Origin of the sequence: Arachidicoccus ginsenosidivorans (assembly GCF_007971385.1) — a bacterium.
In the GTDB taxonomy this organism is placed as follows: domain Bacteria; phylum Bacteroidota; class Bacteroidia; order Chitinophagales; family Chitinophagaceae; genus Arachidicoccus; species Arachidicoccus ginsenosidivorans.
This window is the reverse complement of sequence record NZ_CP042434.1, coordinates 5,370,626-5,386,656: the sequence shown is the minus strand read 5'-3', so window position 1 is coordinate 5,386,656 and position 16,031 is coordinate 5,370,626. Positions and strand designations below refer to the sequence as shown.

At 43.0% G+C, this 16,031-nt stretch carries 9 protein-coding genes; 7 read left to right on the top strand and 2 right to left on the bottom strand.

The annotated features are described in order from the left end of the window. The first annotated feature begins 278 nt into the window (after window positions 1-278). The 7 genes from FSB73_RS23410 (at window position 279) to FSB73_RS21450 (ending at window position 14,704) form a co-directional block, all read left to right on the top strand. Window positions 279-479, top strand: coding sequence for a hypothetical protein (locus tag FSB73_RS23410; protein ID WP_158639656.1), 201 nt, complete (start codon window positions 279-281; stop codon window positions 477-479). Further along, window positions 404-880 carry a response regulator gene (locus tag FSB73_RS21475; RefSeq protein ID WP_146787065.1) on the top strand — a complete coding sequence of 159 codons (477 nt, stop codon included), beginning with the start codon at window positions 404-406 and terminating at the stop codon, window positions 878-880. Before FSB73_RS23410 ends, FSB73_RS21475 begins: the two co-directional genes overlap by 76 nt. A gap of 57 nt (window positions 881-937) precedes the next feature. Further along, window positions 938-2,140: an IS4 family transposase gene (locus FSB73_RS21470; RefSeq protein WP_146787062.1), complete on the top strand. Its 1,203-nt coding sequence runs from the start codon at window positions 938-940 to the stop codon at window positions 2,138-2,140. A gap of 586 nt (window positions 2,141-2,726) precedes the next feature. Continuing rightward, the gene (locus FSB73_RS21465; protein WP_158639654.1) at window positions 2,727-6,188 is read left to right on the top strand and encodes a BspA family leucine-rich repeat surface protein; all 3,462 of its coding nucleotides are present in this window, start codon (window positions 2,727-2,729) and stop codon (window positions 6,186-6,188) included. Between the two features lie 131 nt (window positions 6,189-6,319). Further along, window positions 6,320-9,463 (top strand): choice-of-anchor Q domain-containing protein, encoded by a 3,144-nt coding sequence (locus tag FSB73_RS21460; protein ID WP_158639653.1) that lies wholly within the window; start codon window positions 6,320-6,322, stop codon window positions 9,461-9,463. Between the two features lie 239 nt (window positions 9,464-9,702). Beyond that, window positions 9,703-12,093: a T9SS type A sorting domain-containing protein gene (locus FSB73_RS21455; RefSeq protein WP_146787053.1), complete on the top strand. Its 2,391-nt coding sequence runs from the start codon at window positions 9,703-9,705 to the stop codon at window positions 12,091-12,093. 76 nt (window positions 12,094-12,169) lie between these two features. Further along, complete coding sequence (locus tag FSB73_RS21450; RefSeq protein WP_146787031.1) at window positions 12,170-14,704, top strand: right-handed parallel beta-helix repeat-containing protein; 2,535 nt, start codon at window positions 12,170-12,172, stop codon at window positions 14,702-14,704. A gap of 311 nt (window positions 14,705-15,015) precedes the next feature. Here FSB73_RS21450 and FSB73_RS21445 read toward each other — a convergent pair whose 3' ends face one another. Both FSB73_RS21445 and FSB73_RS21440 read right to left on the bottom strand, forming a co-directional pair. Then, a complete protein-coding gene (locus FSB73_RS21445; RefSeq protein WP_146787028.1) occupies window positions 15,016-15,597 on the bottom strand; it encodes a YdeI/OmpD-associated family protein in 582 nt (193 codons plus the stop codon). Continuing rightward, window positions 15,594-16,022, bottom strand: coding sequence for an SRPBCC domain-containing protein (locus FSB73_RS21440; protein WP_146787025.1), 429 nt, complete (start codon window positions 16,020-16,022; stop codon window positions 15,594-15,596). The genes FSB73_RS21445 and FSB73_RS21440 overlap by 4 nt, the downstream gene beginning before the upstream one ends. Window positions 16,023-16,031: the final 9 nt, after the last annotated feature.

Below are 16,031 nucleotides of genomic sequence, written 5' to 3'. Positions count from 1 at the left end.
AAATACTATTTTCCCTTATTATAGATTATGTAGCTTTTAAAATTTTAGGTAATGAATAGCTATAAATCAGTCTGATGGAGGTGGGGTGTTCTGAAAACTTAAGTGCTTCCTTGGGTGAACCATGGGTTGGTAACACAGGTTGGGAAGACTAAACCAATGAGCAAGAACCTGGTCAGTGGCATTATAGATCGCTATTTCAATAACATTTTGCATGTTTTTATTACCACCATCCCCTAGAGGGTGATATTTTATTACGATTGGCGTCGTAATTTAGCTCTATGATTAAAATTGGTATAATTGAAGATGATGAGATCATCCGGCAGTCTTTGGTTGATTATTTTACCCGTGAGGCTGGATTTGAGGTAAGTTTACATGCAGCATCCGTTGAGACTTTTATGAGCACTTGGGGGAAGATCAGTATTTTGACATTATCTTGTCTGATATTGGCCTTCCAGGTATTTCAGGAATTGAAGGCGTAAGGCTCATAAAAAAAAGAGCACCTAAATGTCAGATAATGATGTTATCTGTATATAACGATACACCACGGATTTTTCAAGCATTATGTGCAGGAGCTTCCGGTTACGTCTCCAAGCAGACGGAGTTTGCTAAAATTAAAGAAGCCTTGCAGAGCATCTATAACGGGGGCGCATTTATGTCTCCGGATATTGCACGCAAAGTGACTGATTATTTTAATCCAATACACGGCTCTAAATTACAGGATCCACTTACCGCTCGCGAAGAGCAGGTTCTTAACGCTATAGAAGAAGGATTACCCAATAAAGTGATTGCTGAACGTTTAAGCATTTCAATTGAAACGGTAAAAACACACGTAAAAAAATCACTATTGTCCGGGAAAAATTCAAGTAAAAAAGTAGGGTGATTTCGAAAAATCACCCAAAATGGCTAATTTTGAAATAACCACAAATCAATTTTAACCATGAGCAAATCTAATTCATTTTCCGGACAGCCGATTTTATCACAGATATTAAATTTGATTAGCAGCAAAATTATTAATTCTGCAACTAGAAAGCATAAATCAAACAGATATTATAAGAAGCTTCCGTCGAGGGTGCATTTGGTCACATTATTATATGGAGTATTTAGTTACTGTAACGGACTCAGGGAGTTATGCGAAGGAATGCTAGGGTGTGAAGGCAAACTTGCTCATTTAGGTTTTGACAAAGCACCTGCGAGAAGTACTTTATCTGATGCAAATAATAAGCGGAGTTATCTATTTTTCGCTACAGTTTACGAGAAATTGCTAGAACAATATCACAGCTTTATCTCGGACAGCCGATTAAAGGGTCTAAGTATTAAAAATTTGAAAATTATCGATAGCACGACAATCAGTTTATTTAGCGACCTGTTGGCGGGAGTGGGAAGAAACCGGTTAGATGGTTCAAAGAAAAAAGGAGGGATAAAGGTTCATACGATGATGGATGCATTCAGTGGAGTAGCCGAGTTCGTTAGGATGACCGCTGCAAAGGAGCATGACAAGCACTTCCTGTACCATTTGGACCTACCTGCTAATAGCTGGTTAGTATTTGATCGAGCCTATAATCATTATAGTCAATTTGCAAAATTTATTGAACAGAAAGTGTGGTTTGTAACGAGAATGAAAAGTAATGCAGTCTTTCATGTAACAAAAGTTTTGGAGGATAAAACAAAGCGTAAAAACCCTAAAGGAGTCATTAAAGTTCAATTGATTACAATGGGTTATAAACAGAATGGAGAAGAAAAGCGGCTCAAACTACGCAGGATTACTTTTAAGGCAGACGATGGTAGAGAGTATGTGTTTATCACCAATGAATTCAATCTCCCAGCTGATCAAATTGCCGAAATTTATAAAAGTAGGTGGATGATCGAGCTGCTATTCAAGCAGATAAAGCAGAATTTCCCCCTGCGGTATTTCTGGGGAAATAGTACAAATGCAATAAAAATGCAGGTATACTGTGTCCTTATGGCTCAACTTTTAATGGTTGTCCTGAGGAAGAAATCTGAAACAAAGAAATCATTCGCAAATATGATTACAGTTATCAGATTACACTTGATGAGCTACGTTGATATAATGGAATTTATTAAGAATACATATAAGGCATGGAGAAAAATTCATGATGAATCAATTGCATTTCAAACCTAATAATTCATACAGGGAGCTCCCCCTTAGATTATGACAAGTATTTTTTTCGCTGTATCCTTTGCCAGATAATGGTTTGAGGAGTAAATTCCTATTTTTTAACCGGACAATAATGAAAAAAAATATATCTGAAGCTGGAAGTAAATAACCGGCTGGATATTGTAAGGGGCAAGTACAGATAGCCTTCTTTGTCACATACAAAACCGATCAGATAACACAGTACTATTTGCATCCCCGTCAGGGGATGTTTAGTTTATTTTATCGCTGCACCTTTGTATGGCGTATTTGAGAGGCGAATCTATAGACGGGTATATTAAGGCGGGTACTTTATTGTAGTTTTTATTAGAAGGGGGGCATGTATAAAAGGAGCGTGGAGTAAACTAGTAGTTTAAAAAGTGGTCACGCTCCAGGCAAATTGTGTTGCTGGTAATGATTTTGATAATCAATTACCGCGCGCGCAGGCTGTATTGTGGCACCCTTTACTGTGAGCCTTAATGCCATCCGTTAAATGCCCGCCTACAGTAAAGCACAATTGCCTTCCGGATCAATTACGTTTTTTGTATTGGATTATCCATTTTTAATATTTGTCATGAAAAGAAATTTACTTCTACTATTTTTTGCGGGTTTTATGGTACTTAGGACGATGGCAACGCCTTTGCATAAAGAAGCTGCTTCCAGCCAGGCAGCTACTGCCATCACCGATGGTTTTATTACCACCTGGAGGACGGACGCGGCTAATCAGGCCATTGTCATTCCGATAAATACAACCTACGCCGGGCAGTATAATTATACCGTCAACTGGGGAGACGGGAACATTATAAACAACCAGACAGCAAATGCTACCCATACCTATGCCAGTCCAGGCACACACAGCGTAACAATTACCGGGGACTTTCCTGCTATAGACATGTATAATACGATAAGCGTCAGTGGGAATAATCAACGATTATTAACCGTCGAACAGTGGGGTAATGGCAGCTGGAAAGGTATGGAAAATGCCTTTAGGTTCTGCCAGAACCTGACTACTGTTCCAAATGCCAATGGGCCTATTTTTGAACCAAACGCCTCGCTTAATAGTATGTTCTATGATTGCAATGGGCTTAATTGTGATCTGAACCTCTGGGATTTGACAAATGTAATCAACATCAGCCAGATGTTTCATGGTGCCACTGCTTTTAATGGCAACCTGGCAGATTGGAATGTGGCTAATGTGACCAATATGACCAATCTATTTGACAAGGCACTCGTTTTTAACAGAGATATTTCTAAATGGGATGTATCCAAGGTTAAACTAATGGACAATATGTTTACCAATGCCCGGGCATTTAACGGCGATATCAGTAAATGGAATGTAGGCAGTGTTACCAGTATGAATAATATGTTCGGTTTGGCACTCACTTTTAATCAGGATATCAGCAAATGGGATGTGTCCAAGGTAACCAACATGTTTTTTATGTTTTCCAATGCGCCTGCCTTTAATCAGAACCTGAATAGCTGGGATGTCTCAAGGGTTACAGATATGTCCTATATGTTTCAGGGGGACGGGGTATTTAACGGTGATATTCACTCCTGGAACGTCGGCAGTGTAACCAATATGATTGGCATGTTTAGCTCAGCCAGTGCCTTTAATCAGGATATCAGCGGTTGGGACGTAAGAAAAGTCGTTTCAATGTCGGGCATGTTCGCCAGTGCTTCTTCTTTTAATCAAAATATCAGTGGCTGGCAAACAAACGCTTTGACCCAGATGGATCATATGTTTAATTTAGCCAGCGCCTTTAACCAAAATATCGGCAGCTGGAACGTAGCTAATGTGACGAGTATGAATAGCGCCTTTAGCCAGGCGACTGCTTTTAATCAAAATTTGGGTAACTGGCAAGTGGGCAAGGTGATCGATATGGCAAATATGCTGGACGGTACTGGGCTGTCCGCCATAAATTACGAAAGCACACTGGCGGGATGGGCTACTGAGACGCTTAAAACGGGTGTCTCCTTGGGGGTAGCCGGCCTTAAATATTGTGCCATCAGTGCCCGTCAGCACCTGATAAATACCGACAGCTGGCAGATCGTTGGAGACCGGCCGGTTTGCTTAGTACCTGCTGTACCGGACGGCGCTGGTATTGTATATGTGGACAGCGCCGTAGTGACACCAGGAGACGGCAGCAGCTGGACTAGTGCCTTACAATATTTATCCGACGCAACGGAGTCTGCGAAGACCAATACTGCGATTAAAGAGGTGCATATTGCTAAAGGGACTTACTACCCGACAGGGGACAAGGATTTATTATATAGCGATAGTGCTTTTGTCTTGACGCGGCCTGGTCTGAAAATACTGGGTGGGTATGCAAACGGCGGCGCGGGCCATGATATTAATGCCTATCCGACCATATTAAGTGGAGATCTTGGTCTGGCGGATGACAGCGCAGATAATGCAAATAATGTGCTCATTATCAGAGACGTTGCGGGAACAGTAGATAGTTTGATTGTAGATGGCCTTACCATAGCGAATGGAAACGCTATTTTTGATTTCAATGATTTTGATAATGTTAATTATGCCGGTGGTATTTGCCTGAACCACGTATTTGCCAATACCGTCCTCAGAAATTGTATTATAAGAAACAATTATGGCATGTTGGGCTCGGCCTTGTCTATTTCTGGACCGTTGACAGTTTATACCGACCCAGGCCAAATATCTTCCCCACAGATTCAAAACTGCATTATTACCAATAATACCGTTGCACCCATACCTGGTTTGCCTTTAATGGTGGGAAGTACCTGCATTTGTACTGCGGCCTCACCTATGATTAGTCATTGTGATTTTACGGATAATAAGGCCATATTAGGCGGTGCATTTGAGAACTCAGGCGGGACGCCTGTGTTCTATAACTGCCGCTTTATGCGCGATACGGCCATAGGCTTGTGGGGGATTTATAATGTGCAAAATGGCGGTACCGTACTGATCAACTGCGCTATCCTGGATAATATAAATCTTGGCTACACCAGTACCGCAGATCCCAATACAGCCAGCCTAAACAGTAATGCAGTGATAGGCAATCTGATGGATGCCACCTGTCGATTAATCAATACAACCATAGCAGGGAATAAAAGTCTGATAAGTCCAACCACGGACAGACCCCTAATTTATAATATTAAGGAGTCGGCCTCATATATCACAAACAGTATTATTTGGGGCAATACCACAAATACCGTATTAGATTCCCTGACTTCTGTCCCTTCAAAAATTGCCTATAGCTTACTGGAAGGACAGGGGGCAGTGCCTGCTAATCATGTACTTGACGGCAGTTCAAATCCACCTGTTTTTGTGGATTTGACTGGCAGTGATTATCATTTAATGACCGGAAGTGTTGCCATGGATGCCGGGCTGGATGATTCATTAACGCAGGCATTGCAGCTGTATTTACCAACTATTACCGGCGGTGGCCTTGATCTGGCAGGTGCAGCTAGGTTCAATGGCGCCGCCATTGATCTGGGTGCCTATGAGTTTGCCAGCTCCGGCCCACTGCCTGTCACTTTACAGGTTTTTAAAGGCACCCTACAAAATGGGGTAGCTGACCTTAGGTGGACCAGTGGGGTAGAAGCGGGTCTGAAGGACTATACGGTTGAAAGGGGTACGGATGGCAAAAGCTTTAATAAGCTGGGCGTGGTTGCCGCCACTGGTAGCAATAGTCAGTATGGGTTTAAGACTGCCCAGGTTACCCCTACAGCCTATTACCGCCTGCAAATGACGGATCAAAATGGTAAGACCAGTTACAGTGCTATTATTAAAATAACCCAAAATAAAGCGCCGGAAGGTGGTTTTCTTGTGTACCCCAATCCAGCCAAGGATTATTTGCATATCCAGACGGATAGACAAGGTAGGTTGTCGATTTATAACGCATCGGGCAGGTTAGCGAAAGCCCTGCAGCTAAAAGCGGGAACTAGTACAATTGATATTAGCGGACTGGGTGCCGGTAGCTACTTTGCTGTTTTGGAAGCAGTGCATTTGAATGGGGAGAAGATGCAAGGTAAAAGACAGGCATTTATCATAAAGTAGTTACCAGCCAGTTGTAATTAGCTATCGGCTTTAAATGGATGTCAGGCTACCTTGTTATAAGCTTTGTAGCAAGGGGGCAAAAGAGGATAATATTGGTGTGCTTAATTGTTTTAACATCAGCAATTAAAATAATGAAAAAAAGATCAGGCGTATTTTTTCTACCGATGGTAGTACTTGTATTAAATCTACTGAGCACGGGGAGCCTTCTGGCAAAGGTGCTTTATGTGGATCAGCAGGCTACTGGCAATAATGCCGGCGTAAGTTGGGTAAATGCCTATACAGATTTGCAGGTGGCGCTGGACGCCGCTAGTAGCGGCGACAGTATATTTGTCGCCACCGGCATTTATCAGCCAGCCGCTGGAACCAGTTTTTTTATGCATGTGGACGTGAAGGCATTTGGTGGCTTTTCGGGTAAAGAGCATTTTTTTTACCAGCGCACTCTTGCAAATAAAGCGACCTTGCTGGGTAATGGCGCCACCGTGATCAATAACTATAATATCTCTGCTGCCGGCTGCTGGGATGGGTTTATTATTACCGGAGGCAACGCCTCCGTTGGTGGGGGCATGAAAAATACAAGCGCCAATATCACCATCAGTAATTGTATTATTGCGGGCAATACGGCTACTTCTGGCGGAGGAATCGAAAATTATAATTACGCTGCACCCAGGATCACTAACTGCTTATTTTCCGGCAATAAGGCTTCATCTAGTGGTGGCGGTGTGTATAACATGCATTATAGCTCACCCACACTTATCAATTGCACATTTGCCGGTAATACAGCTTATACAGGCGGTGGGATAGCTAATGAAGGTCATTCCACTAGTGATATTGTCAACTGCATTATCTGGGGCAATACAGCCTCTTATCAGGGCAATAGTATCTATAATTCGCAGTCCAGTGCCAGTGTTAGCTACAGTGATGTTCAGGATGCTATAACAGGAGCGGGTAATATCAGTGTAGATCCCTTATTTGTGGCGCCTGGCAGTGGAACTGCGCCATTTAGCGGCGGAGATTACCGGCTGCAGGCAGGATCGCCTGCCATAGACCAGGGCAGCAATACGGTTAATACTTTAAGGATCGATCTGGCGGGCAACCCACGGGTGAGATCCGCTGTCATAGAGATGGGGGCTTTTGAAAATACGCCCGACTTGAAGGTAGTATATGTGGATAGCAGTATTGTAGCGAGTGGGGACGGTTCCAGCTGGAGCAAAGCCTTTAAGACGCTCAGTGACGCACTGCAAGGTGCGGTAGTTGATTTTACAACGGTTGACAGCATATTAGTCGCCAAAGGGACGTATTACCCGACAGGACAGCAAAATTCTATTGATCGGGACAGCTCCTTTCTGATCCTGCGTAGTGGCATAAAAGTCTATGGTGGGTATCCATCCGGCGGGGTCGGGACTAGAGAGGCTATGGTAAATCCCACGATTTTAAGCGGTAATATCGGTAATGTCAATGACCCAATGGATAACAGTGTGCATGTACTGGTCGTGGCCGGGGTCTATGACAGATCGGATAATAGGGCAGACAGCGTTGTTTTGGATGGACTTAGTTTTAATGACGGCTCCACCAGCGCTATTGCGGGCACGACCAAGACCTATAACGGCATTGCCGTATTAAGGACCGCCGGCGGTGGTGTGAATACCTCTAGTAACACTAGTGCCTGTATCGCCTGTATCGCCTTTAGACACTGCCAATTCTCAAACAATATACTACACGTCAGCATAGGCGGTGGCGGCATGTTTAATAATGTGTCTTCCCCCTTTATCAGTTACTGTACCTTTAGTAATAATACTGGTAATGGCAGCGGTGGTGGGATCTTTAATTCGATTGCTGACCCCATCATTGATCACTCCGATTTTTTGGACAATGATGTTCAGGGCAGCGGGGGCGGGATTTTTAATATTAGCGGCTCAGATCCCCTGATCACCAATTGCCTGTTTCAAGGCAATAATGTCAGGGGCACCGGAGGTGCCGGTATATACAATAATCAATCAAATCCAAGTATCCTTAATTGCACCTTTACCTTAAATCAAACCAGTAATACAACCACTAATAATACAGGGGGCGCAGGTATGTACAACCTCAACTGTTCACCGGTCATTACCCAGTGTAGTTTTACCGGCAATGTATCTGCCGGCCTGGGAGGTGGTGGAATGTTTAATTTTGGGGGCGCACCTACCATAACAAGTTGCATTTTTTCCGGTAATAGAGCGCTCCATACTTCAGGCTCCGGTGCCGGTCTGTTTAGCTTTGCCGAATCGGCGCCGGTTGTGACCAACTGCGTTTTTTCCGGCAATTACGGGAACGGAATTTCTGGCGGTGCGGCCCTGGGGATTAATTCAGCGACCGCAACCTTGATTAACTGCACTTTTTCGGGTAATTACAGTACTTCCTATGCTGCGGCTATCCACAGCTATAATGCCACCGCAGATATTAATATCCAAAACACCATTATTTGGGGCAATAAGGCAGAGAGGGGATATCCGGATATTTTAGCGGACGCTTCTGCCTTCGCTGTGGTTATTCAAAATAGCGACATCCAGTCTTACGGGGGCGGCGTAGACGGGAATATAAATGGCGATCCCTTATTTCAAAGTGCGCCCTTAGCGGAGCCTAATCCCGTATTTGGGGGAGACTTTAGCCTGCAGCCTGGATCTCCTGCCATTAACGCGGGTAATACCTCTTTTAATGGGACTACGACAGATTTTGCGGGCAATCCCAGGGTCTTTGGTGCTGCTATTGATATGGGTGCTTATGAATCCCAGCTGGCTACGGTCCCGGTAACCCTGGTGGATTTTAAAGGTTTGATACAAAACGGCCAGGCCATGCTTACCTGGAAAACAGGTGTGGAAACTGGACTAAGTCGCTTTGAGGTAGAACGCAGCAGTGACGGGGCGACTTTTTTGACCGTTGCCAGGATTACACCTAAAGGTAGTAATAGTAGTTATGCAACTAGTCTGACGCAGACGGATGCGCGCGCGTTTTATAGGTTGAAGCTGATAGGGCCTGGTGGGAAGTTTCGTTATAGTGATATCCTGACCCTTACGCAAAAGCTGACAAAAGCACGAAGCGTCTATCCCAATCCGGCGACCAATTATATCCAGATAAATATGACCCTGTCTGGCAGGGCGCGTATTTACAATGCGGCTGGTACTAATGTAAGATCGGTTCAGCTAGCGCCAGGGCTAAACCGGATCGATATCAGCACACTCAGTGCGGGCATTTATTTTATAAAGATGGGGGTTGAGAAAATAAGCTTTGTCAAAAAGTAATTGAATAAACTGAAAAAATAGGATAGCAGGCAACAGGCAATAGGAATAGGTAACGGCAGCTTCTTGGGAGCGTTTTTATAAAATGTGCCTAGATCGTCACATGGTCAAATAACTAAAAAAAACATGCAATCTGGCACCTTTTTACAGATATTCACCTGGCTCAATAGAAATTTAAAGAAGTAAACTTTTTAAAAAATTGTTCGACGAGTCATCCATTGCTAATTCCTGGTAAAAAATTAATGATGAAAAAACTTCTTTTTTTCCTTTCCTTGATATTAATAGCCCAATTGCTGCATGGGCAAACTGCTAGCTTGTATGTTACAGGCATTAATCAACCTTCAATGGTCGCTTTTGACGGTTCAGGTAATTTATTTGTAGCCACTTACGCTGGCGATGACGTCTATAAAATTGATGGAAATGGTACTACTGTAGCCACTTATACTGGTTTTAATACGCCTTCCGGCCTTGCTTTTGACGCCGCAGGTAATTTATATGTAGCGAGTCATGGAGATAACAGGGTAGATAAAGTGGATGCATCTGGCGGCGTTACTAGCTTTGCTACGGGTTTTGCATCTCCCGAAGGTATTACTTTTGATGGCGCGGACAATTTATATGTCACTAATTTCGGGGTCAGTACCATTAGTAAAGTGGACCCGTCAGGAACCATTACGCAAACGTATACGGGTATTGCCCACCCTTTCAGCATCGTTATTGATGGCTCGGGTAATTTATATGTTGCAAGTTTCAGTGGTAATACGGTTACTAAACTGGATGCAAACGGCAATCATATTGCAACCTATACAGGATTTAATATGCCCTATTGTCTCGCCCTTGACCATTCCGGTAATTTATATATAAGTAGTTACGGCAAAAAAGGTATTGATATGATTGCGGCTGGTAGTGCCGACGGCACTACCCCAACGGCATTTATATCCGGTTTGTCCTTCACACCTTATATGATGGCCATTCATGATAACGCTTTGTACGCCTCAGATGCCGTGTCAAATGTCTACAAAATTACAGGAGGCATCCTGGCAAAAATTACACATTATTATGTAAAACTGGATGCCACGGGTGCGGGCAATGGCAAGACCTGGGAAGATGCTTATACTAATTTACAAACAGCTATTGATGGAGCCAGCTCAGGCGATAGCATTTTTGTAGCTGAAGGGATTTACCAGCCTGCCAGCGGGGTAAGCTTTACCATGAAAGAGGGCGTGAAGATATTTGGCGGCTTTTTAGGCACTGAAACGGCTTTTTATGAGCGTAACCTTGCCCACAAGGCTACACTTCAAGGTAATGGTACCAGCGTTATTGTCAACAATAATAACGGCTTAACTGCTACGACCGAGATAGACGGATTTATTGTCACAGGTGGCAATAATGGTGATAACGCCGGTGGAGGAATGGATAATACCGCTGTCAGTCCAACCATCCGTAATTGTGTCTTTACCGGCAATACGGCTAGTATCGGCGGTGCTATACATAACTATAACGCTTCCTCACCGACTATAATCAACTGTGTTTTTTCCGGGAATGCGGGTATTGGAGCCGGAGGAGGCGCCATTTACAATATGAATCACAGTAATCCATTCATTATTGGTTGTGTATTTTCCCAAAATACAGGGCCTTATGGAGGCGCTATCCAAAACAGGTTTCACTCAGCCCCGGTGATTACTAATTGCGTGATTTATGGAAATACATCCTTTCAAGGCGGGGGCATCTATAATTCAGCGTCTGATCCGGTCATTACAAATAGCATTATTTGGGGCAATGTTGCTAATGGGGAAGGTAATGGACTGTTTAATAATAGTGCAGTCCCTGTCATTAGTTATAGCGATATACAGGACGGTCTGGTTGGCGGTGCAGGCAACATCAGTACTGATCCTTTATTTACCAATGGCGCTGGTGGTGACTACACATTGCAAAGCACTAGTCTCTGCCTAAATGCAGGCATGCCGGATACAACAGGCTTATTTACCGGTAATATTGATATTGCAGGTAACCCAAGAGTGTCAGGACCAGCCATAGATATGGGTGCCTATGAATCACCTGATGGGTCCCTGCCTGTCCAGCTTATTAGTTTCACTGGGATACTTAAAAACGCTGTGTCTGAGCTTGAGTGGCAAACAGGTACGGAAGATAATCTTAGGGATTTTGAACTGCAAAAGAGTATGGATGGGAAAATATTCCATATCCTGTCTACTATAAAAGCCAATGGGAATAATAGTTATTATGAGATCAAAGCGCCGCAATTAATACGAACTGCTTATTACAGACTAAAGATGGTTGACGATAACGGAAAAATTAAGTTTAGTCCTGTCGTCATCCTTATTCAAAACGGGGCGGGTAGTGGAGAAAATAACGGCCTGAATAGCATACTTGTGTATCCAAATCCGGCAAAGGATTATATCCGTGTTAAGATCAGTAGTGTGACTGCGGCCACTACTAGCACAGCTACCACTACTACTAGAGCCCAAAATGGTATCTATATCTATAACGCCTCAGGGGTACTGGTTTTGAAAGCGTCTTTGCAAGCGGGTGTAAACAAAATAGATGTTCACAGCTTAAGCGCCGGTGTATATTATGCAAAATTCGGGGCAAAGCAAGTAAAATTTATAAAACTATAAAACAGTAACACAGTACAACAGTGCAATAACTGCAAAAATATCCCAATTGAACTATTTAGAATCCAATAATTCTTTTATGAAAAAAATACGACTCATTACAGGCCTGGTTGTTTCGGTCTTTACTTTTTCGGCGCTTATCTTTACTCCATCCGAACTGCAAGCGCAGACGGCCAGCTTATATGCAACCGGATTTAGTCAACCAAACAATCTTACTTTAGATGCTGCAGGTAATCTATATGTCGCTACCTATGGTGAAAATAGTGTCGTTAAGGTAGACCCCAGTGGCACTAAAGTTGTTACCTATACTGGTTTTAATGATCCCTTCGGCCTGGCCTGTGACGGCTCTGGGAATCTGTATGTAAGCAGTGAATTTGGCGGGGATATTAAAAAAGTAGACGCAGGTACGGGGTCTATAACGACTTATGCCACCGGATTTACAACCCCAACGAGTATTGCATTTGACGCTAATGGTAATTTGTTTGTGGCTAATTACGGTGCCAGTATCATTTGTAAGGTAGATCCTTCAGGCGCAATAATCGCTACTTATGGAGCAGGCATTGCCAATCCCACAAGTGTTGTTATTGACGCTTTAGGCAATTTATACGTCTCGAGCTATAGCGCCAATACCGTCACTAAACTAGATCCAAGCGGCAATCATATAGCCACTTATACAGGTATGACAAATCCCTATGGCCTGGCGCTTGATAAAGCCGGGAATTTATATATTACGCAATATGACAGTAATGCTATTGGGCTGATCAAGGCAGGCAGTGCAGACGGTACACAGCCAACAATTATTATGTCGGGGTTGTCATTTACACCTACCATGCTTGTCTATCAAAATTATACCCTGTATGCAACAGATGGTTTAAACAGTGTGTATAAGATCTCAGGCGGCATTTTAGCGCCTCAGACTCATCACTTTGTGAATCTTAATGCAACCGGTAATAACGACGGAACAAGCTGGTTAAATGCCTATACCAACTTTCAAACGGCCATTGACGCCGCTTCAGCAGGTGATAGTTTGCTTGTCGCACAGGCCAGTTATCAGCCTGCCAGCGGCAATAGCTTTATTATGAAAGAAGGCGTGGAGATATTTGGCGGTTTTCTCGGCACAGAATCCTCTTTTGACCAGCGCAGTGATGCAAATAAGCCCACCTTGCTGGGTAATGGTAATAGCGTCATTCGTAATGAAAATAACGCTTTAACCTCGGCTGCGCTATTAGATGGGTTTATTATAACGGAAGGGGGGAACTATTTTGCCAGTGTGGCAGGGGGAGGTATGTATAATGACGGCGCTTCGCCCACCATATCCAATTGTATTTTTACGGCCAATGGTACATTTGACAATGGTGGTGGCATGTGTAATTATAATGCAGCGCCTGTTATTACAAACTGCATATTTGTAAGCAATATCAGCCATAGTTTGGGTGGTGCTATATTTAATGCCAATTCTTCTCCCTTAATTACTAATTGTACTTTTTCCATGAATACGATAACTGGCCTTGGAGGCGGAGGTATCTATAATATTGGCTCCAATCCGACTATTAAAGGCTGTCTTTTTTCTGGAAATGGGTACGACTTCGCCTGGGGTGGTGGTATGTATAATGACGGCGGGTCGGCGCCCTTTATTACGAACTGCGTGTTCACCGGCAATAAAGCCGCCGCTGGTGGCGGTATGTATAATGTTGGTTCTTCGCCCACCATCCTAAACTGTACCTTTTCAGGGAACTACGGCAGTAATTTTGGAGACGGGATATTAAATTATAATGCAGCCTATCCGGTTATTAATAATACCATTATCTGGAATAACGGGACGACGGGTATTGTAAACCAAAACGGCGCCACACCCAGTATAACTTACAGCGATCTGCAGGACGGCGTGGCAGCAGGTATTGGCAATATTAGCATCGATCCTTTATTTTCTGCCCCCAATCCAAACCCTGCTCCTTTTGTTGGAGGAGATTACAGTCTGCATGGAGCAAGTCCTTGTATCAATACCGGCACGCCGGACACCACAGGTCTGCATATTGGCAATACCGATATAGCGGGTGGTCCAAGAATTATGGGTAGCCTGATAGATATGGGGGCTTATGAATCGCCCCAAGGTGCGCTACCTGTAAAGCTGATTAGTTTTCAAGGAAAACTTCAAAACGGGATAGCTGAACTTAGTTGGCAAACCGGCGTCGAGGATGATTTGACTCGTTTTGAACTGGAAAAAAGTACGAGTGGCAAAAACTTTGTAAGGGTAGCTACTATTACAGGCAGGGGAAATAACAGCACTTATGTCGAGCATGTAGCGCAAATGGAACCCATAAGCTATTACCGGTTAAAGTTAGATGACGACAACGATAAAAATAAATTTAGTAATGTCGTCAGGCTTGCTCAAACGGCCTTAACCCATTTATTTGTTTATCCTAATCCCGCAAAAGACTATATCAATATAAATGCTGCCAGCACGGGTACTATATATATTTATAATGCAACTGGGGTATTGGTCGCTCAAAAAGCTTTACAAGTTGGTCTGAATAAGTTAGATATCAAAGCATTAAGTGCGGGTGTTTATGTGGTGAAAGTAGGCGGGACAGCTTTGAGGTTTGTGAAGCAATAATTGGCTAAGGTAATGGTGGAAGTAGTGACATCGTTAGCTTCTTTTCATTCGTATTCATAACCGCATAAATCAATATAAGCCAGTTGGTAACAAGGGGATTGCAACTATGCATTGAGCAATATTATAAGGCTAACAGGTGGTTGCGGAACTGCTGGTAGTTGCATTGCCCTGGGTTAAACATGCCATGCAAGCCAGTTATTTAAGTAAGGTTATTTGTTTAACTTTTTAAATCTGACTGTACAGCTAAAAATTATTGAAAATATTTTTCATGTTGATAAGCTTGGCAATCAAAAATTTATTAATGGCTATTGCTAATAGCTTAACCGTTTTATTTTTCTTTTTGCCTCACTATCTTTTATCAGTTCATTAAGTCGTTTTATACTTGTTGCACGCTGTTTTGCAGTCATTACCCAGTGAATGGCTGACCTCTGATAGGATGGCGCTAAGGATTGAAAAAATGTCCAGGCTTCTTTATTGGCTTTAAATACTCCTGCAAATTCCGCTGAAAGAATTACTGGCTCTTTTTCGTAAGAATAAATTTTAGATTTATGTTCCTTTCTTTTCTCAAAGGCTAATACGCCCTTTGGGTGCATAAGGCCTTTCCCAGTCAGCTCCTCAACCTTTTTTATATTGATGGCGCTCCATATACTTGTCGGTTTTCTAGGGGTAAATCGAATAAAATAACTGTCCTTGTCAATTGATTTTCGAACACCGTCTATCCAACCAAAACATAAGGCCTCGTCAACGGATTGACTCCAGGTCATGCTGGGCTTACCGCTGTGTGCCTTGTAATAGCCTACAAATAATTCAGTTGCCTTTTCATGGTTTTTTGCTAACCACTTTCTAAAATCTGATTGGGAGGCAAAAAACGTGGGTTTGACTGCTAAATTCATTTTTCCACGAGCGTTTTAAGGTTGTTTAAAATACCGTTCCAGCTACCAATAGAATGATCCCTGGACTGTTCGTCTTTAAAGCCTTCCTGTGTTATGGTTACAACGGTTTGGCCATCGCTTTTTTTAAGATCATACGTAATCGTACTAGTATCATCTGGATCGTAGGCTGTTCCCCAAAATGAGCTCCAGTAGCTATGCCTTATCATCTTTTCCTTTTGGGTTTCCAGAATGAAGCCTTTATCCTCGTAAGAAGTCCCCTGCCAGGTTCCGGTAAAAGTAATAGGACTTCCTTTTTTCCAATCAGTATTAACTTCTGTCCCATAGAAGTATTGTCTAATCATTTCTTTGTCTGTTAAGGCGAACCATACTTTATCAATGGAGCTATTGATTTCAATTTGGTCCGTTACCTTTAAATTTTTATTCATTTTACTGTT